The organism is Amycolatopsis ponsaeliensis (genome assembly GCF_030182635.1).
Lineage (GTDB): Bacteria > Actinomycetota > Actinomycetes > Mycobacteriales > Pseudonocardiaceae > Amycolatopsis > Amycolatopsis ponsaeliensis.
This window is the reverse complement of record NZ_JAPZLD010000001.1, coordinates 389438-407594: the sequence shown is the minus strand read 5'-3', so window position 1 is coordinate 407594 and position 18157 is coordinate 389438. Positions and strand designations below refer to the sequence as shown.

16 protein-coding genes are annotated in these 18157 nt (G+C 68.2%); 12 read left to right on the top strand and 4 right to left on the bottom strand.

All coding sequences use genetic code 11. The features are described from left to right. Positions 1-165: 165 nt before the first annotated feature. Positions 166-1401, top strand: a complete 1236-nt coding sequence (locus QQ657_RS01790; RefSeq protein ID WP_284740233.1) for a cytochrome P450 — start codon at positions 166-168, stop codon at positions 1399-1401. On the opposite strand, the gene QQ657_RS01785 is transcribed toward QQ657_RS01790, so the two are convergent. Next, complete coding sequence (locus QQ657_RS01785; RefSeq protein WP_284740232.1) at positions 1355-3613, bottom strand: ATP-binding protein; 2259 nt, start codon at positions 3611-3613, stop codon at positions 1355-1357. The two genes, QQ657_RS01790 and QQ657_RS01785, sit on opposite strands and share 47 nt — an antisense overlap. Before the next feature lie 920 nt (positions 3614-4533). On the opposite strand from QQ657_RS01785, the gene QQ657_RS01780 reads away from it, so the two are divergent. From QQ657_RS01780 to QQ657_RS01740, 9 genes are all read left to right on the top strand, one after another. Next, complete coding sequence (locus QQ657_RS01780) at positions 4534-6453, top strand: S53 family peptidase (RefSeq protein WP_284740231.1); 1920 nt, start codon at positions 4534-4536, stop codon at positions 6451-6453. A gap of 83 nt (positions 6454-6536) precedes the next feature. After that, positions 6537-7397, top strand: coding sequence for a L,D-transpeptidase family protein (locus QQ657_RS01775; protein ID WP_284740230.1), 861 nt, complete (start codon positions 6537-6539; stop codon positions 7395-7397). 31 nt (positions 7398-7428) lie between these two features. Beyond that, entirely contained in the window at positions 7429-8181 is a 753-nt protein-coding gene (locus QQ657_RS01770) for a hypothetical protein (protein WP_284740229.1), read from the top strand. 143 nt (positions 8182-8324) lie between these two features. Further along, complete coding sequence (locus QQ657_RS01765; RefSeq protein ID WP_284740228.1) at positions 8325-9431, top strand: hypothetical protein; 1107 nt, start codon at positions 8325-8327, stop codon at positions 9429-9431. 23 nt (positions 9432-9454) lie between these two features. Next, positions 9455-9928 (top strand): cupin domain-containing protein, encoded by a 474-nt coding sequence (locus tag QQ657_RS01760; RefSeq protein WP_284740227.1) that lies wholly within the window; start codon positions 9455-9457, stop codon positions 9926-9928. A 108-nt stretch (positions 9929-10036) separates the two neighbouring features. After that, a complete protein-coding gene (locus QQ657_RS01755; RefSeq protein ID WP_284740226.1) occupies positions 10037-10234 on the top strand; it encodes a hypothetical protein in 198 nt (65 codons plus the stop codon). 2 nt (positions 10235-10236) lie between these two features. Continuing rightward, positions 10237-11367: a 3-oxoacyl-[acyl-carrier-protein] synthase III C-terminal domain-containing protein gene (locus QQ657_RS01750; RefSeq protein WP_284740225.1), complete on the top strand. Its 1131-nt coding sequence runs from the start codon at positions 10237-10239 to the stop codon at positions 11365-11367. Further along, on the top strand, positions 11367-11903 hold the full coding sequence (locus tag QQ657_RS01745) for a hypothetical protein (RefSeq protein ID WP_284740224.1): 537 nt from the start codon (positions 11367-11369) through the stop codon (positions 11901-11903). The genes QQ657_RS01750 and QQ657_RS01745 overlap by 1 nt, the downstream gene beginning before the upstream one ends. After that, the gene (locus QQ657_RS01740) at positions 11900-12964 is read left to right on the top strand and encodes a tyrosine-type recombinase/integrase (RefSeq protein ID WP_284740223.1); all 1065 of its coding nucleotides are present in this window, start codon (positions 11900-11902) and stop codon (positions 12962-12964) included. The genes QQ657_RS01745 and QQ657_RS01740 overlap by 4 nt, the downstream gene beginning before the upstream one ends. A gap of 77 nt (positions 12965-13041) precedes the next feature. On the opposite strand, the gene QQ657_RS01735 is transcribed toward QQ657_RS01740, so the two are convergent. Then, positions 13042-13863, bottom strand: coding sequence for a hypothetical protein (locus QQ657_RS01735; protein ID WP_284740222.1), 822 nt, complete (start codon positions 13861-13863; stop codon positions 13042-13044). Between the two features lie 351 nt (positions 13864-14214). Here QQ657_RS01735 and QQ657_RS01730 point away from each other — a divergent pair, with 351 nt between their 5' ends. After that, entirely contained in the window at positions 14215-14883 is a 669-nt protein-coding gene (locus tag QQ657_RS01730) for a hypothetical protein (RefSeq protein WP_284740221.1), read from the top strand. Here QQ657_RS01730 and QQ657_RS01725 read toward each other — a convergent pair. Further along, positions 14858-16015, bottom strand: a complete 1158-nt coding sequence (locus QQ657_RS01725; protein WP_284740220.1) for a hypothetical protein — start codon at positions 16013-16015, stop codon at positions 14858-14860. The two genes, QQ657_RS01730 and QQ657_RS01725, sit on opposite strands and share 26 nt — an antisense overlap. Continuing rightward, the gene (locus tag QQ657_RS01720; RefSeq protein ID WP_284740219.1) at positions 16012-17097 is read right to left on the bottom strand and encodes a helix-turn-helix domain-containing protein; all 1086 of its coding nucleotides are present in this window, start codon (positions 17095-17097) and stop codon (positions 16012-16014) included. Before QQ657_RS01720 ends, QQ657_RS01725 begins: the two co-directional genes overlap by 4 nt. 297 nt (positions 17098-17394) lie before the next feature. Between QQ657_RS01720 and fabG the strand changes: the two genes are divergently transcribed. Then, positions 17395-18156, top strand: coding sequence for a 3-oxoacyl-ACP reductase FabG (fabG, locus tag QQ657_RS01715; RefSeq protein WP_284740218.1), 762 nt, complete (start codon positions 17395-17397; stop codon positions 18154-18156). Position 18157 lies beyond the last annotated feature (1 nt).

The window sequence follows — 18157 nt, the reverse complement described above, 5'->3', positions numbered from 1 at the left end:
CGGCAGGTCAGGGCGTTGGAGCCATAGTGACGGACACGCTCCGCAACCGACGCCGCTTCTGGCCACAATCGGCCCACATTTCCGTGATGCGGAGTCCACAATCTTCTCCACATCGTCCCGACAGACCCTTGACCTCCGTCAATCGCGAGCAGTAGCCAGATGGGTATGGCTCTGGAAATGGGGGGCGCTGCGGCGCAGATGTCCGGGACCGATCCGACGGATCTGGCGTGGTCGTTCAACCACCTCGATCCCGCCATCGCCGAGACCGCCTACGACACGCTGGGAACGATCCGACGCGGGTGCCCGGTGGCGCGCAGCGGCGAGCTGGGCGGGTTCGTCCTGGTCACCGGGTACGCCGAGATCCGGGAGGCCGCGCGCGCCTCCGATCGGTTCAGTGCCTACGTCGACGGGCTGGGTGCAGCGGCGGTGGTCACCGAGATGCGCGACGCCATCGCGCCGATGTTCGAGACCGACCAGGAGCACCACCACCAGTGGCGCCGGCTGCTGCAGCGCTTCTTCACCCCGGCGGCCGCGGCCGCGCAGGAGCAGTACGTGCGAGCGGTCTGCCGGGAGCAACTGCAGGAACTCATCTCGCACGGCGCCGCGGACCTCGTCGGCGCCTACACCCGCCAGGTGCCGCCGCTGGTGATCGGGCGGGTGCTCGGCCTCGCCGAACTCGAACGCGCCTGGCTATCCGAACACGTGCGGGCTCTCTACAACGCCGAGACGCACGCCGAAGCCCAGCAAGCCGGCCGGATCTACGCAGACTTCCTGCTCGGCCAGATCCGGGAACGCCGCGCCCACCCCGGCCGCGACCTGCTCTCGCGCATGGTCACCACCGAAGTCGACGGGCATACCTCCGGCGATGACGAGCTGGTCAAGATGACCATGCTCATGGTCGCCGCCGGACACTTGACCACCGCCGACGTCTGCGCCACCGCGCTACTGCACCTGCTGGAGGACCAGCCGCTGCGGGAACACATGGCCTCCGATCCGGCGATGCTGGAGGCGTTCGTGGAGGAGCTGGTCCGCTACGAGCCAGCGGTCGCGGCCACTGGACGCACCGTGACTGCGGAGGCCCGCCTCGGCGGAATGCCACTGTTCCCGGGAGATCGGCTGCTGCTGGCGTGGGGCAGCGCCAACCGCGACGAACGCGTCTTCGACGACGGCGACGTCTTCCGCCTCGACCGCGACCGCACCACGCCGCAGCACCTCGGATGGGGCGCCGGCGAACACCGCTGCCTCGGCCGGCACCTCGCTCGCGTGGAACTGCGCGTCATGCTCACCGAGCTACTGCGGGCGTTGCCCGGTCTGCGGCTTCAACCCGGCGCCGCCGTGCGGCGGACCTTCGGCGTCATCCGCGGCGTCGCCGCCCTGCCGGTGCGGTGGGAGCGGCGCTAGGCGCCGACCGAGCCAGGTACCACTCGGCCAGCTGCTGACGTCCCTCCAGGCCCAGCAGCTCATAGATCGCGGTCAGCTCGGTCTCGACCGTGCGCGTCGAGAACTGCACAATCGCCGCGATCTGCGGATTCTTCAGCTTCCGAGCGACCAGTCTGGTGATCTCCCACTGGCGCTCGGTCAACGTCGGCTCCGGCAGGGAGTCGGCGTCGTCGAACGCGAGGGCCACGATCTGCTCATCGGCCAGCAGGCTGCCCTCGAGGTAGGCCGCCGTCGACTCCACCGGCCCGAGCACCAACGCGATCGCCGCTTTCGCCCGTCCCCGGTGATACTTGAAGCCGGCCAGGCCGTTGTAGTGGACGCCATGGCGGGCCTGCAGGCTGTCCGAGCCTCCGATCCGTCGCGCCGCGCCGACGTAGTCTCCGTCGTTCGCCAGTTCCCAGGCTCTCCTTTCGACCCACCAGATAGGCCCCCACAGGTCACCGAGGGCGATCTGCCGCCGCAGCGGCGCGGGGTTGTCGGTCACCGGTTCGGAACACACGGGCAGCCCGCGCGTCCACTCCGCCCACGTCAACGCCCACTCGGCGCCACGGCGGCGAGCCTCGGCCACACACCGTTGCGACAGCTGGTCCGCCTCCTCGGCCGGCCCGAGCAGACCGGCGGTCATGCCGTGAAACAAGTCCGCCATGAACGCCGGACCGTCGGCACCTGCGTCGCGGAAGCCTTCACTGGCGGCCGCCAGTTTCGCGAACCCGCTGCGCTGCCCCAGAGCCAGTGCCTCATAAGTGCCCTCGACGAGCTGAACTGCCGGGGCGCCATCCTTGCCCACTTCGCGGGACAGGCGCAGGCATTCGTCCAGCATCTCCTTGCCGCGCGTTTGCTCGCCGAGGGCGATCCAGACCCAGCCGGCCAACCCCAGCGCCGAGATCCGCACGTCCGACGCCGCCGGTGGCGCATCACGCAGCAGATCCTCGACCTGATGGCACACCTGGACCTCGGTGGCGAAGAAGAACGGCGCCCGCGTCGACAGCACATCCACCATGATCGCCAGGCCGCGCTCCACGTCCTCGCGCTCCACACACCACGCCACCGCCGCCATGATGTTGCGGGACTCGGCGTTGACCAGATCCAGCCACCGGACTTCCTCAGGCCCGAACCATCGCTCGGCCGCCTGCCGAACCAGCCCGGCCACCCAGCGGCAGTGCCGTTCACCGATCTCGTCCAGTTCGCCGAACGTGCTCAGCCTGCGCCGGCCGTACTCGCGCAGGAACGTGTGCTGGCGGTAGCGCGCATCGGAGGAGGCACCCTCGATGATCGAGTGCCGAACCAGGTGGTCCAACGTCGCGAGGATCTCGTCACGGTCGATCAGCTCGTCCGCGCAGACTTGTTCGGCGGCCTCAAGAGCGAATCCGCCGGTGAAAACCGTCAACCGCGCCCAGACCCGCTGCTGCTCCGGCGAACACAGGTCCCAGGACTCGGTGATCGCGATGTCGAGCGCGAGGTGGTGCGACGGGACACCACGCGCGCCAGGCCCGTACTTCAGCGACGCGCCACCCTGGAGGCGATCGAGAACCACCCCCGGCGCCCGGCCCGCGCCGAACTGGGCCGCGATCAGCTCCAGCACCAGCGGGACACCCGCCGACCAGCGAACCAGATCGACGATGGCCGACCAGTCGTCCTGCTCGGTCAGTGGCCGTCCGACCGTGACGGCGCGGTCGGCCAGCAGCCGAACCGCGTCGCTCTGCTCGGCCAGCGCACGGTCCACGTGCTCGGCAGGGGTCGACAACGGCCCCAGGTGCACCCGGTGCTCGCCCTGGACGTCCAGGTAGGCGCGGCTGGTGGCGATCACCTGCACCGTGGCGGTCTCGGTGATGATGCGGTTCACCAGGTCGGCCACCGCGTCGAGCACTTGCTCGCAGTTGTCCAGCACAATCAGCACGCGCCGATCACGGACCTGCTCGATCAGCACGTCCACGAGGTCGACATCGGGCTGGTGATGCGAGATGCGTAACGCTGCGATGAGCAAGTTGCAGATCCGCTGCACGACGTCCGGGGTATTCGCATGCACGCCGAGTTCGGCGAGCCGGACGAACACCGATGCGTCGTAGTGCTCGTTCATATGCATGAGCAGTTCGCCGGCGAATCGCGTCTTTCCGACCCCGGGCGATCCGGTCAGGGTCACCGTGCGGTCGCCGGCGTTCAGTCGCTCACACACCTCGGCAAGCTCGTGCGATCGCCCAAAGAATGTCGTCGGCTGGACACCGGCGGATGGTTGTCCGACTGACCTACGAATGCGCTTATCCACCGCAACGGATGCAGCTACGCCGGCCAGCACCGACCGCAGAATTTGTTCGCCTCACTGTGTCGTTCACCTTCCCCTCCTCGCGCCACAGCGCCCTGTCCGCCCGATCGGCGGACGAGGCCACTCCGCTCGTGACGCCCTCCGTGGCAGATGTCGTACCATCCGTGGCCTGCGAAGATCGACCCCCTGACAACCAAACACCCGATCGGGTTAATCGTCAACACACTGTCCGCGCTGAAGTAACACCGGACCGTGAACGATGGTTTCACTCGGCCGACAGAAACCAGATCGCGCGAGGACCGGCGGCGGGCTTGCGGGCGGCGGTGATGCACCCGGACCTCATTGACGGTACGAACTCGTGCAACTACCTGCCGCGACATTCTGCAGCACGGTCGACCGATCCGAATCGCACTCACAACAAGAACGCCACAACTGTTTGAACTTTCCTGCCGAACCGGTTAGTGTTCGTCTCAGCAAGGCAGGCTCGTGCTCCACCCTGGGGAGGCGTGGAATCTCGCACGGTCCGCCCGACACGTAGGGACATTCTCGTGTTTCCAACCTCCGCACATCGCCGTACGCAGGTAGCTCGCGGACCGCCGACGGTGCAACTCATCAGTAGTACATCGTCACGCGTCCGACGCTGCTTCGGGACTTCTCGATCAGCGAACTCCACGACCGGCTTCACACGGCCGGGCCTTGTGGCCCCTGACGTCTCCGCTCAGCCCCTTTTCGCGTATCGCTGGCTGCGGCACGAGGCACGCCCTTCAGCACTCCCGTCGATCACGCGACGCAGCGCTGGATGGCTTTCCCTTTTCATACAAGGAGAAACCTCGATGCACAGCCGTCTTTTGCACGCTCTCGCCGCGACCGCGGCCCTACTCGCATCCACCGCAGCCACCGCTGTCGCGGCACCCACTACCCCCGCCGGCGACACCGGCGACCGCGCGCCCATCACCGGCAGTACCCCGGCCTGGGCTACCCCGCACACCCAAGTCGCCCGCACCAACGGAAACACCGTTCGGCACATCAAGGTCGCGCTCGCGTTGCGCGACCAGCCCGGCGCCGAACACCTCGCCGCTCAGCTGGCCACGCCAGGCAGCGCCGAGCACAGGAAGTTCCTGTCCTCACAACAGTTCCTCGACCGGTTCGCTCCCGCTCAGAACACCGTGGATCAGGTTTCGCAGTGGCTGGCTCAGCAAGGCCTGCACGTGACCGGGGTCAGCGCTAACAGGCACTTCGTCGACGCCGAAGCCCCCACCGCTGCGCTGGAAACCGCGTTCGGTACGAGGATCTCCGCGTTCCGCACGCGTATCGACGGCACGGTCCGCACGCTGACCGCTCCGGCGTCGCCGGTCACCGTGCCGACCTCGCTGCGCGCGTCGATCACCGCGGTACTCGGGCTGGACGACAGCGCCGCCCTGCTCAAGCCGCAGCACACCCGCCCCGCTGCGGCGGCGGCCGAGCAGCACTGCGCGCGGTGGTGGGGCGAGCAGAACAACACCGACGTCCCGCAGAAGTACCCGTCCGGATCCCAGAGCAACTCGCTGTGCGGCTACACCGGCACCCAGGTCCGCGCGATGTACAAGCTGGACAACGGAAACACCGGCGCCGGTACGACGATCGGTGTCGTCGGCGCCTACAACTCCGACACCGTTGTCGTCGACACCAACCAGGCCGCAGCACAGCTCGGCGTGCCGCCGCTCGCGGCCGGCCAGTACAGCGCGGTGCTGCCGCAGGGCGGGTTCACCGACGCGACCGAGTGTGGCGCCGACGGCTGGGCCGCCGAACAGACCCTGGACGTGCAGGCCTCCCACACGATCGCCCCGGGTGCGAAGATCCGCTACTACGCCGGGAAAACCTGCAAGGGCACCGGGCTCTACGACGCGTTCAACCAGGCCGTCACCGACAACGCCGTGGACGTGATCAGCAACAGCTACGGCAATGCCGACGGCGAACGCTCGCTCCCGCAGGCGGCGCGGGATCAGTTCAACAGCATGGCGCTGCAGGCGGCGATCCAGGGCCAGACCATCACCGTGTCCACCGGAGACGCCGGCAACAACTCCGGCCCCGCCGGACGAGCCACCGCCAGCTTCCCGTCCTCCAGCCCGTGGGTCGTGGCGGTCGGCGGGACCAGTGTCGGCCTCGACCGGAACGACCAGGCCACGGTGCTGACCGGGTGGGAGAACAGCGGCAACACCCAGTCCGGCACCACCTGGGCACCGCAGCGGGACGCCGATGGACCGTTCGCATCCGGTGCTGGCGGTGGCGCCTCCGCGCTGTATGACGCGCCGGACTGGCAGGCCGGCGTCGTCCCGGGCAGCGGCGGGAAGCGGGCGGTGCCGGACATCGCCGCGTTGGCCGACTCCTACACCGGGATGCTGGTCGGGCATACCATCAAGGGCCAGTTCGGGATCGGGTCCTACGGCGGCACCTCGCTCGCGTCGCCGCTGATCGCCGGGCTCGTCGTCGACGCTCAGCAGGCCCGTTCTGGCAACGCGCGGGCCGGGCTGCTCACCCCGATCCTCTACAGCTTGAAGGGGTCCAGCGCGATCGCGGACGTCGTGCCGCAGAAGGCCGGGGTCTGGACGCCGATGATGCACGCTTTCGGCGGCGTCGCCGTCCCCGGCGGCCAGGGCAGCTACCTGATCGACTTCGACGCCCGCCCGCAGAACCTGCAAAGCGGCCCCGGCTGGGACGACGTCACCGGACTCGGCACCCCCAACAGCGGCTTCATTCCGGCACTTTCCCAGTAACCACAACCTCTTCTCGCGGCAGGCCCGCTCGACGCCGGGCGGGCCTGCCCCGGCCTCCATCGACCTTGTGGAAGGACTGTTCCATGTCCGAGATGCCACAGCCGGCGCCGAACCGGTGGCGGGTACTCGCACTCTGGCTAGCCGGGATCGCGCTGGTCAGCACCGCGGGCGTGCTGCTCGCACCGTCGCAACCCGCACCCGACACAGCGCGCGGCACCGACCCGGTCGAGCTGGGCGTCGAACTGGACGCACCGGTCATCGCGGCCCGCGTGGTCCCGAGTCTGACCGGGCTGCCTGAGGCCAGCACCTTCGGCACCGTGCCGGCCGCCCCGCAGGACGCGACAGCAGACGAGGTCCCGGACGGGCAGCTCGTCCACCCGACCACCCCGGTGCCGGTGTACGGGCAGCCCGGTGGCGCAGCCATCGCCGTCATGCCGACCGCGCAGCTGGGATCCGACACGTGGGTTCCGGTCATCGCCGACGAACCGGGCTGGGTGCAGGTGCTGCTGCCGTCCCGGCCCAACGGCTCCACCGGATGGCTCTCCACCCAGGACAACACCCTCAAGATCCGGTCGACGACCGACCGCATCATCGTCGACCGGGCCGCTTTGCGGCTCACGCTCTACCGCGACCACCAGCAGATCGGAACCTGGAGCGTCGGACTCGGATCTCCGGCCGCGCCGACCCCGGCCGGGCGGACGTTCGTGCTCGCCTCGATGACCGACGCGAAGCAGAAGTTCAGCCCGGTGATCTTCCCGCTCGGGATCCACTCCACGACCTATTCCACCTACGGCGGCGGCCCCGGTACCACCGGAATCCACGGCTGGCCCACCACCGACGTGTTCGGCCGCCCGTCCAGCGACGGATGCATCCGCGTCCCCGCTGACGCCCTCACCTCACTCGTCGACCAGGTGCCCATCGGCACCCCGGTCCTCATCCGCTAACCCGACCACACCAACACTTTCGGAGACATACATGAACACCACTCGCACCGCCCTCGCCGCCGCCGGAGCCGGAGCGCTCCTCATCGGCACCCTCACCACCCTCGCCTCCAGCTGCACCCCCGCCACCGCGGCACCGCCGGCCCTCGCCGCCGCCGCGGTGACGTCGACGGCAACCGGGATCTCCGTCTCCGGCGGAGAACACCTCTCCGCACGGCCGAGCGTGTCCAGCAGCGGCGCGATCAAATCCGCCGGCGGGTCGGCGTCCAGCCCGAGCGGCGCAGTCGTCGCCAGCGGCATCAGCCTGCAGGCCGGCGCCGGGTTCGCCGAAGCCCGGGTCGCCTCGGTGCGGGTCGGCGGGACCACGGTCGGGCCGTTCACCGCGACCTGCCGCAACGGCGCCATCACCACCAGCGCTCCCAACGGCGGCAGCGGCAACCTGAAGGTCTCGCCCGGCGGGCACGGCACCGCCGGGGTCATCACCGTCACCACCAGCACCGCCCCCACCCGCACAAGCGGATCTGATGGACCGACGTCGAGCAAGCCGACCGCGGGCACGGCGATCACCGTGACCGTGGCGACGGTCAGCTGCGGCGCCGGAACGCCGCCGCCGCCGACGGGCAACCCGCCGACCGGCACCCGACCGGCGCCGACGCGCAAGCCCGGCGCTCCCGGGACGTCCCGTCCGGCATCGCCGGGCGAGCGGCACCAGCAGGGCGACAACCCGGGTGACCGGACCGCGCCCAAGCCACAACCCAAGCCCGGCCACGTCGCCGTGACCGGCTGACCACCCAGGACCGCGGGCCCGCACGCCCTCAACCCTCCATCGCGGGCCCGCGCCCCCTCCCACCCCACGTCCCCGCCGGGCGGCCTCCCCGCGCCCGCACAACCACACAACCTCATCCGCCTCACCGAACAGGGGAGAAACCCATGTCCACGCTCGTTTTCAGCCAGACCAGCCACGACCTGCTCGACACCGCCTCATCCGAAGACGTCCGGGCCGTCCACTTCGTCGGCTCGCTGCCCGCCGTCCTGACCGGCGATCACCGCGCGACGATGCAGTGGTTCCTCGACCACAGCACCGACACGTCGCTGACCGGTCTGCCGTGCGACCCGGATCCGCGGTGGATCATCGACTGGCTCGACGGCCTCGCCGCCGTCGACGCCCTCGAACCCGTCCGCACCGGCCACTCCGCCGACTACGACGACATGCCGACCTACCGCCTCAAGCGCGGGCACTGGCTCGAATCCGAGGACCTGTCCCTCGGGCGCGCCGCACACACCGACGCGGTGATGGCCGCGCGGAACCAGCTGCAGGACGACCGCGACTTTCCGCCGCATCAGGTGTCGGTCCCGAACCCCTACGACCTGGCGCTGTTCACCTTCGGCAGCCCCGGTGCCGCGGTCACGCATCTGCCGGTGTTCCGCCAGGCTGTGCTCGACGACGTCCACACCATCCACAACCAGCACGGCAACCAGGTCGTCTTCCAGCTCGAGACCCCCGCGGTGCTGGCCACGCTGGACCGCACCCCACGGCCCTTGTGGCCCGCCGCCGTGCGCGCGCTGGCCAAACAGGTCGCGCGCATCTTCGCCGACGGCCCACGCGACGCGACGTGGCGGATCCATCTCTGCCACGGCGACCTCGGCCACCAGCCGCTGTTCGCCCTGACCGACCTCGTGCCTGCGGTGCAGTTCCTCAACGCGCTGCGCAAGCAGCTGCACCGGTTGCGGATCCCCATGCCGGCCGCGCACATCCCGATGTGCACGGGCACAGCCGCACCCTCGGTGGATCCGCGGTTCTACCGGTCGCTGCGGCACCTGCGCCGCGACATCGACGTCATCGCCGGACTCGTCGACGAAACCCAACCGAAGGACTCCGGCGCCGCGCTGGGGCTGGTCGAGACCGAACTGGACCGGCCGGTGCTGGCGGTCGCCGCGGCGTGCGGGCACGGCCGCAGGCTCGTACCGGACGCCGTCGCCAACGCCGCGCTCGCCTGCAAGCTCGCCCACCACACCACCGACACCCCCGCCCGCTGAACTCACCTGGAAGGACTGTCGAGATGGACACCACGACCACGCCGTTGCCGTCAGCTGCGGGGAATCTGGCCGACGAGGACGAGACGCTCACCCCGATCCTGCGCACCGGGGTCGTGCCCACCCGCGCGCTCTCCGGCGGCCGGATGCACCTGCCCGGCGCCACCACCCTTGCACCGCAACGTCACGACACCACCGAAACTGCGATCGCGATCATCAGTGGCCACGTCGCGGTGCTCTCCGGCAACGCGATGCAGCCGTTCCACCCGCAGGCCGGCGACATGATCTACATCCCCGTCACCCTGCCGTACGCGGTGGTCAACCTCAGCAACAACGCCTCCGTCCTCGCACTGGTCTTCCGCACCGACCCCGGCTTCAACACCGACATCCATCGCATGCCCGAACTCGACCACGCCGCCCGCGACCAGATCCCCGACCTGCGCCGCGCCCACCACAAGGCCGTGCTCACCCGGCGCAACGGCCGCGCCCGCCGCCCCTAGCCCAGCTCGTCTCGTCAAGCCGTCCCAGCGTTCACGCCACCTACCGGACCGTCCGGCATCTCCCCGTCACCTGGCGTGCCAACCCACCCGCCCGACCGGGGAGACCCCATGCGCACCTGGATCACCGACACCACCCGCGACCTACTCGACAACCCGCCACCCGGCGGACCGGTCACACTCGACGAAATCGCCGCCTGTACTGGCATCACGACCCATCACCTACGGGCCTACTACGGCTCAGTCGACGCCATCGTCACCGACATCACGTCCAGCTCGGCGGAGCCCACCCGAGACGGGCGGTGCTGACGATGCGCTGGAAGAACACGCACCTCCGCGGTGTCGGAGCCGCGCTCGGCGACATCGTCACCGTCGAGAACCTCAAGACCACGCGGACGCTGCACGGAGCGACCAGCCAGCGCGCGGTATCGATCGCGTCGGACAGCACCGGGATGGACCTGGCTGTGCGGGCCGGACGCAACGCCCTGGCCAGCATCGCCATGACCACCACCGGCCCGCTGCCCGTCCCCGACCTGCACTTCCACGCCGCGATCTGGCGCGGCAGCCGCGGCATCGACTTCTGGTCCCGCGCCGCCTACGTCCGCAGCCGCCTCGGCCTGCCCGCCGGCCGCGGCATCGCCACCGAGCTCAACGCCATGAGCAACAGCCTCATCGGCGGCATCGACATCTCCGCCCGCGTCCTCGCCGGCAGCCCCGACCTCGACACCGTCCTGCTCACCGGCGGCGAAACCTTCGGCCCACCCGCCTTCGACCACCTCACCGCCGACCACGGCATCGCCTACGGCGACGGCGGCTCCGCCCTCATCCTCGGCCGCCACCCCGGCCTCGCCCACATCCTCGCCACCAGCTCCTACACCGACCCCACCCTCGAACAACTCCACCGCGGCAACCACCGCTTCCTCCCCGCCGGCACCACCGAACTCGGGATCGAGCGCATCCGCGAGCGGAAACGCCAGTACACCGACGCCGTCGGCGCGGCCTCGGTCAACCGCCGCAATCACGACGGGGTCCGCGCCGTCATGGACGAGGCGCTCCACGACGCCGGCCTGCAGCTCGACCAGCTGCGCTGGGTACTGCTTCCGCACTACGGCCGACACCTGCTCGACACCCACTGCCTGCAACCCCTCGGCATCACCGCCGACCGCACCCTCTGCCACGCCGGCGACCAATGGGGCCACATCGGACCCAACGACCAAATCATCGGCCTCACCCACCTGCTCACCCGCGGCGCGGTTGCCTCCGGCGATCACGTAGCTCTGCTGGGCATCGGCATCGGCATGACCTGGACCGCCGCGATCCTCCGCATCGACTCCACACCGCCAGGGTTGGACGTCCTCGCCCCGACGCTGCGCTGGCCTTGGCGGGCTGACCGCGTACCGGAAGAGGAAACACGGCATGGCTACCACACGAGGAGTCGATGATGCCCATCCGGGAAGACGTCGACTACCGAGTGGGCGACGCAGTCGATCTCGAAGCCGTTGCCAGACGCTCCGTCACCCAAGAGGGATCCGCAGCGGTCGATCGCATCCTGAACGCCGTGATCCCCGATGCCCTCGCAACTGTTGAACCGTCGCCTCCGGAGCCGCTTCCGGTGGCTCGGCTACTCTCCTCGCGTCGTGATGACTCCATGACGTTCGCGCTCCCGCGGGTCGACCGCGCCGGTCGCGCGCACGACCAACAGGTCGTCGACGCCGCCGCGTGGCTGCCCGGTGAGCCGATCGAGGTCATCGCGACAACCCACGCCGTCGTCTTCCGTCCCCACCCGAACGGCCTCTTGAAAGTCGCGCCGACAAGGTGCGTGACCATCCCCGCCGCAACGCGCCGCCGGTTCAGCATCGCGGCCGGCGACCGCGTTCTGCTCGCTGCGATCGAGGCTCACCGGACTGTCATCGCCTACCCACTCACGACGCTCGACGAGGCCCTCGCGGCGTTCCACAGCACCTCACCGGCACGATGACCGCGTACCTCGGTGCGGCGCCCTTGGAAGTCGGCCGTGCCACTCCTCGTAGGGATGCCGACCTGGAGACGGCGAAGCTTCTCCTCGACCGGCTCGGCGTCACCGCCGAGGACATCTTGGCGGACGACCGGATGGCGAAGACAGCCGTTCCGACTTTCGCCGAGTACATCCCCAGCATTACGGCAGCGACCTCCCCGAAATCGGCTGCGACCTGGTCCGTCTACTGGCGAGTCTTGAACGAGAAGTGGCCCGACCGCGCCATCGACGAACCGACGACGTCGGAGTTGAAGGCTCTGGCCAACGAAGTCCAGGCACGCGCAGCGAGGCGCCCCGGCGCGCGTGGCGGCCTGGCGGCCAAAGCGACTTTCACCGATGCAGTAAGAGCCCTCTACCGTTCCGCGGTGGACGATCAACTCATCCGGGCTCCGAGAAACCCGGCCCTGGGGCTGCGGAAGCCTCGACAGCGAAAGAACCTCCGGCGAGCGTTGACCGCTCGGCAGTTGATCGAAATTAACGAGGTCGCCGCGACGACCGGAACGGATCCCGCTCTCGACACCCTGCTTCTCCGTCTCCACACGGAAACCGCGTGCCGAAGAGGCGGAGCGCTGGCGATCCGGCCGTGTGACGTCAACACAGAGCTCTGCCTGCTCAAGCTTAGGGAGAAGGGCGGCACGACGCGCGACCAGCCGATCTCGCGCACCCTCGCATTGGGCCTCCTCGAACACGCAGAGGAGCGCTCGTCCCACCTCACGGAGTACGATCAGCTTCTTCGGCATCGCAACGGAAATCCGATCTGCCACACCAGGTACGAGACGTTCTGGAAGCGGCTCAGCAACCACCTGCCGTGGATCCGGGAGATGGGCATCACCGCGCACTGGATCCGGTACACGACCCTCACCTGGGTCGAGAGGAACTACGGGTATGCCGTGGCAGCGACGTATGCGGGTCACGCTGCCGGCTATCAGACCGGCAGCACGTTGACCTACGTCGCCGCACCGCTCGAGGAACTGGCCGCCGCGTTGTCTGCCTTGACTGCGGAGCCACACCCGCTCGCGGCGTAGACTGGCTCTCCCGGCCGACCTCTTCGTTCGCGACCAACGCCTTACGCATATAGGTTCGGAAAGTTCGGAAACGCTAATCAGAGATCGCCGGCTGTGAGCTTGAAGGCGTACGGGGAAGGCTGCTCGTCGCCGAGCAGCCGGCGGAACTCCGCGTCGACGGCGACCAGAATTTCGACGCCGTCATCGAAACCGGGAGGTTTTTCTCCAGGCGCCCCTGCCGAGAACACCAGGTTCGTCCAGCGGTTCGCGGACCTCGACCACACCACGAGGTGTAGCGGCGCGAAAAGGAACCACACTGCGTCCGCCTCGCCGGGCAGGTCAGTCAGAGGTTCCAGATGGTGCGCGATGACGACATCAAGGACCTCGGCGAACATGTGGTCAAGCAGGTGCGAAATCAAGAAGACGTTGCGGGCGCAATCTGGCGACGACTTCTTGCTAAGCTGCTCGGCGGCCCGTTCGATCATCTCCCGACCGGCTTCAACAATCGCATTCGCAGACGTGACCTGGGTTTTCCTCGAGCGGTCCCGTTCGCTGAGTTCCTGACCGCGCTTGAGGGCACGCTTGATCCTGGCGTCGAACGCCCGAGCTGGGCCGGGGAGGGACTTCACTTCGAAGTCAACGAACCGGACGTCAGTCCGGCCAATCAGCTCCGCTGCATGCCCGCGCATGTCCACATCGAGATCAAATCGGATGTCGGTACCACCGTCGGAGTCCACCGAACTCGGCGGCACACCGAGGAACGCCGCGGCCAGCACCACGGCCAAGTGCTCTCCGGACCTCGTCTTCAACTTTGCTGCGCCGTCGACGCCGAGGACGTTGATAACTTCCTCGACCATCCGCCAAACGGCCTGGTGATGGATCGCGACGACATAGCTTCCGGCCGGATCGCGGTGTGCCATTGCACAAGCATGCCACCGACCGACGGCCGCGGCTCCTGATGTCGACGGCCTCCCGTCCACTGCCGAAGTTGATCCGTCGCTGACCGACCCAACTCGCACGCGACGGCGTCCCTACGAGAAGCCCGTCGAACCTAGACGCCGCTCGTAAAATTTGTAAAACTACAAATATGCAGGACCTAGTCGGGCCACGGCGGATCTCACAGGTGAACCAGGTCGCAATCCCGGTCAAACTCCTGCGTGCGCTCGGGCTGTCGCCGGGTGACTCCGTGTACTTCGAGCTTCGCGACGAGACGAGTGGCGAACTCACCCTCGTGGCTGAACAGGAAGTGCGTCGTCGGTACTCGCGCAGCGATGACGAGCCTCACCCTGTTGCACTATCGGGTGACCCGTCTAGGCTGCGGGACCGGCCGTCAGCACGAACGCGGGAAGAGGGCACTACCGATGTCGAGTGAGCGGCGGGGCGGCCTGCTCCTGTCCACCGAAGCCGCAGATCGCCATCCCGCGCGCACGGTGATCGACGACCTGGGCTGGGATGGAGTTCTGGCGTCGAACATCACCCTGTTCGGCAAGCAGGTCTCCGTACTGGCGCTCGTCGACGGGGAAGCCCACGCTCTGCGGTTGCGTCGAGGCATGTCCCCGGTCACTGACCGCACGTCTGTCGCCCTGTGGGAGTGGCCAGAACTTCCGGCACCGCCAGCGGTGGTAAGCCTGTCCGCAGTCATCGCGACAGGTTCGAGCTGGCAATCCGGGATGAAGGCGGCAAGCGGCTTTGCCGGGTTCGCCTCGACGGTGCTGGTCTTGCAGCAGGATGAAGCCGCGCCCCAAGCATGCCTGACGGCGGCCGAACGCTACGGAGTCTGGGTTCTGCGATCGAGGTGTTCGGGTGCCATCGTCGACCATCGAGGACGGGTTGGCCCGGTGGCCTCGTCACGACCGACGACTGTGACGAGGTGGACCGAGGAACTGGTCTACGCCCGCCTCCTCGAAGACGGCCTCATCGAGCCTGCGCCGGCAGGCTGAAGTCAGAGGTATCCTTTCCTCGCTGTACCCAACGTCCCAGGTAGGGCGGTACTTCCCACGCGAAGTGGGTCGTGTCGATCTCCATGTGCTTGAACTCTGCGTGCGAGCACTGCTCGGTCCACGCCTTTCGGCGCGTCAAGAGGTCACCACCTCGCAGGATTTCGCGCCGGATGCGGTAGAGGATTTCGATCGAATGCAGGAACGCTGCAATGTCGGGATCAGGAGACGAGCCGAGCTGCTGTAGCGACTGGCCGTTGCAAACATCGCAGTCGCAGTGCCAGTCCGGGTGGTCGGGGTCCATCTGCGCGGTGAGGTCGATCTTCTCCAGGTGCACGTAGGACAGGAGCCGCTCGACCACGGCAGCCGGCTTGGGTCTTCCTCCGCCCGACCCGTCCGAGATCGGATAGAAGTGGCGAAGGTTGGACCGCGTTCCCACGGCGGCGGCGAGCGCACCGTAGGCGAGTGCTCCGATCGATGATGTGTCACATCGGAGCAGGATCACAGGCGCGGGGATCTGCAGTAAGGCCACCAGCCCGTAGATCGCGTACTTCGCACCCAATGGGTCATGCGCATGTTCGAAAGCAACCGCGATCGGCGTACCCGCATCCGTGACGGCATCGACCAGGCGCGGCAGCTTGTCGGGATGAAGCCAGCTCACGTGCAGAAACAGGGAGGCGGCGACGTCCGGGCCTAGAGCGGCACATCGCTGCAGCACGCTGTCCAGTCCGGCATCGTCGTGCTCGCCGACGTAACCGGCGTCCGGAATCACGACGGGAAGTTCCAGCCGACGTTGACGCTCGATCCAGCTGAGATCTAGGTGATCGGACGCTAAGGCCCGGTTCTTACCCGTGTACCGACTGCGGTCGACGAGAATCGGCCTCTGATAGCGCTGGCTGCGGACGAGGTGCTCGGCCGCCTGGAGAGCCTTCTCCCCAGTCAGGACGATGCCGCCGCCCAGGCGGTCCGAGCGCTCGATCGCGACGTCGACCCCGGCATCGCTCGCATCCGCCTGAACGAGCAGAACGTCGGCCAGGGCAGACTCGATTCGACTATACGGCTTGCCCTGCGCCGTTCTGGCGGCGATCGGGTTGACCACGCTGACCCCCTCGGGTCCCAGGTTGTCCGGATTCATGATCGCACCGTCGCGGCGGCGGACTCTTCCACCACAAGAGGTAGGTAGTGGCGCCGGAACGGCTCCGGCAGCATCAGGGCGAGTTCTGCGACGGCGTCGACATCTTGTTCGTGCCGGTCGAGCTGGGCCGTGATCAAGTTGGCGACATGGCGAGGCGCCTCGGCCGAGAGGTCCCCGGGTTCGTGTTGGCTCCAGCCGTACTGGTTCAGCCGGATGCGGAAAGTCTTGAACTGGCTCGCGGAGATGCACTCGAGGTCGGCCGCACGCTGGATGAGCATCGCCATGGACACTTTCCAGGTCATCTTCAGGTCCGCGAGCTTCGCGAACTGTCGCACGGTCAATCCCCGCAGCAGCGGTTCCAGCTCGTCGGCCGGTGCGAGGAACTCTCCGGCGAACCGGTTCGCCTCCTTCTCCTGGTCGTCGGCAGGCAACTCGTGCATCAGGAGGTGGCCGACCTCGTGCGCAAGCGTGAAGCGCTCGCGGTCGGCAGGAAGATCTCGGTTGAGGAGGATCAACGGCTGCCCGTGCGCTGGCCAGGTGCTCACCGCGTCCTGTGCGGCAGTGCCCAAGTCGCGGCGCATCACACGGACGCCCGCGGACTCGAGCAGCGCGACAAGGTCCTCGACGGGTCCGGTCGGTAGTTCCCACGTCTGCCGGAGAGCGGCCGCGACTGCCGCGGGGTCGCCGTGTTCGGCAAGCGGCATCCGGGCCAGTTCGAGGAGCTGCGGCCGCGAGTCGTACACGCCTGCGGACAAGCCGTCGACTGTCAGCCGAGTCAGCTGGGTGAGGCCTTCGACCGCGCGCATCATCTTCACCGACATGACGCCGGAGCGGCGGCGGTGGTGGAGGCAGGTGACCTCAACACCTCCGATTGGACCGGTTACCCGAAGCAGATCCGTGGGCACAGCCAGGGCTTCGGCGACGGCAGCGAGGTACTCAGCCGTCAGGGGAAGAAGTCCTTTTTCGACCTTCGAAACAAAGCCTTGCGAGACGCCGGCCGCGTCGGCCAGGTCGGCCTGAGCCCAACCCCGGGCTTCGCGCACCGTGCGGACCATGCGCGCGATAGCGGCCGTATCGCTCATCGGTCCTCGCTCTCCAGCGGTCCGTCGAATGAAAGCCTACCAAAACTGTGCTCAAATATTCCGATCCGACGCCCTGTTGATACAGCACTCCGATCCAGCAAGTCAAGAGTGCGACGGGCGGGATCACCTGGAGCGGTTCCCCCAAGCGGACCAACCGAGCACCTGCATTCGGCCCCGGCTACGATTCCGCGCATGCCATCACCACTTTCGCGATCAGTCGCGCGTATTCTCCAGAAAGCAACCGCTTAGTAGGCTCGCGGGCACGAGCCCGCTTTCTCAACGACGAGGAGGTCCCCCGTGACCGATTCCCCTTCCCGTGTCGCCGTGGTCACCGGTGCCGGCCGTGGCATCGGCGCCGCTGTGGCTGCTCGGCTGGCCGCTGATGGCTTTGCCGTCGCGCTGCTGGACCTGGACGAGGCCGGTGTCAAGCAGGGCGCCGAGGCCATCGTCGCCGGTGGCGGCAAGGCCGTCGGTGTCGCGCTGGACGTCAGTGACGCCGAGCAGGTCGAGGCCGCCGTCACCCGCGTCGCCGACGAGCTCGGGCCGCCGGTCGTGCTGATCAACAACGCCGGCATCACCCGCGACAACCTGATCTTCAAGATGACCGAGCAGGACTGGGACTCCGTGCTCGGCGTGCACCTCAAGGGCTCGTTCCTGATGACCCGCGCGGTGCAGAAGTACATGACGCAGGAGAAGCACGGCCGGATCGTCAACCTGTCGAGCACGTCGGCACTGGGCAACCGCGGCCAGGTCAACTACTCCGCCGCGAAGGCCGGCATGCAGGGCTTCACCAAGACCCTCGCCATCGAACTGGGCAAGTTCAACGTCACCGCCAACGCGATCGCGCCGGGCTTCATCGCCACCGACATGACCGCCGCGACGGCCGAACGCCTCGGCATGGGCTTCGAGGACTTCAAGGCCGCCGCCGCGACGCAGATCCCGGTGCAGCGCGTCGGCACGCCCGACGACATCGCCCACCTGACCTCCTTCCTGGTCAGCGAGGGCGCCGGGTTCATCTCCGGCCAGGTCATCTACGCCGCCGGCGGACCGAAGGACTGAG

Coding starts and splice junctions, on each gene's coding strand:
- QQ657_RS01790 (WP_284740233.1), top strand. CDS start 166: ATGGCTCTGGAAATGGGGGGCGCTGCGGCGCAGATGTCCGGGACCGAT.
- QQ657_RS01730 (WP_284740221.1), top strand. CDS start 14,215: ATGACGAGCCTCACCCTGTTGCACTATCGGGTGACCCGTCTAGGCTGC.
- QQ657_RS01745 (WP_284740224.1), top strand. CDS start 11,367: ATGCCCATCCGGGAAGACGTCGACTACCGAGTGGGCGACGCAGTCGAT.
- QQ657_RS01760 (WP_284740227.1), top strand. CDS start 9,455: ATGGACACCACGACCACGCCGTTGCCGTCAGCTGCGGGGAATCTGGCC.
- QQ657_RS01720 (WP_284740219.1), bottom strand. CDS start 17,097: ATGAGCGATACGGCCGCTATCGCGCGCATGGTCCGCACGGTGCGCGAA.
- QQ657_RS01770 (WP_284740229.1), top strand. CDS start 7,429: ATGAACACCACTCGCACCGCCCTCGCCGCCGCCGGAGCCGGAGCGCTC.
- QQ657_RS01765 (WP_284740228.1), top strand. CDS start 8,325: ATGTCCACGCTCGTTTTCAGCCAGACCAGCCACGACCTGCTCGACACC.
- QQ657_RS01750 (WP_284740225.1), top strand. CDS start 10,237: ATGCGCTGGAAGAACACGCACCTCCGCGGTGTCGGAGCCGCGCTCGGC.
- QQ657_RS01740 (WP_284740223.1), top strand. CDS start 11,900: ATGACCGCGTACCTCGGTGCGGCGCCCTTGGAAGTCGGCCGTGCCACT.
- QQ657_RS01775 (WP_284740230.1), top strand. CDS start 6,537: ATGTCCGAGATGCCACAGCCGGCGCCGAACCGGTGGCGGGTACTCGCA.
- QQ657_RS01780 (WP_284740231.1), top strand. CDS start 4,534: ATGCACAGCCGTCTTTTGCACGCTCTCGCCGCGACCGCGGCCCTACTC.
- QQ657_RS01735 (WP_284740222.1), bottom strand. CDS start 13,863: ATGGCACACCGCGATCCGGCCGGAAGCTATGTCGTCGCGATCCATCAC.
- QQ657_RS01725 (WP_284740220.1), bottom strand. CDS start 16,015: ATGAATCCGGACAACCTGGGACCCGAGGGGGTCAGCGTGGTCAACCCG.
- QQ657_RS01755 (WP_284740226.1), top strand. CDS start 10,037: ATGCGCACCTGGATCACCGACACCACCCGCGACCTACTCGACAACCCG.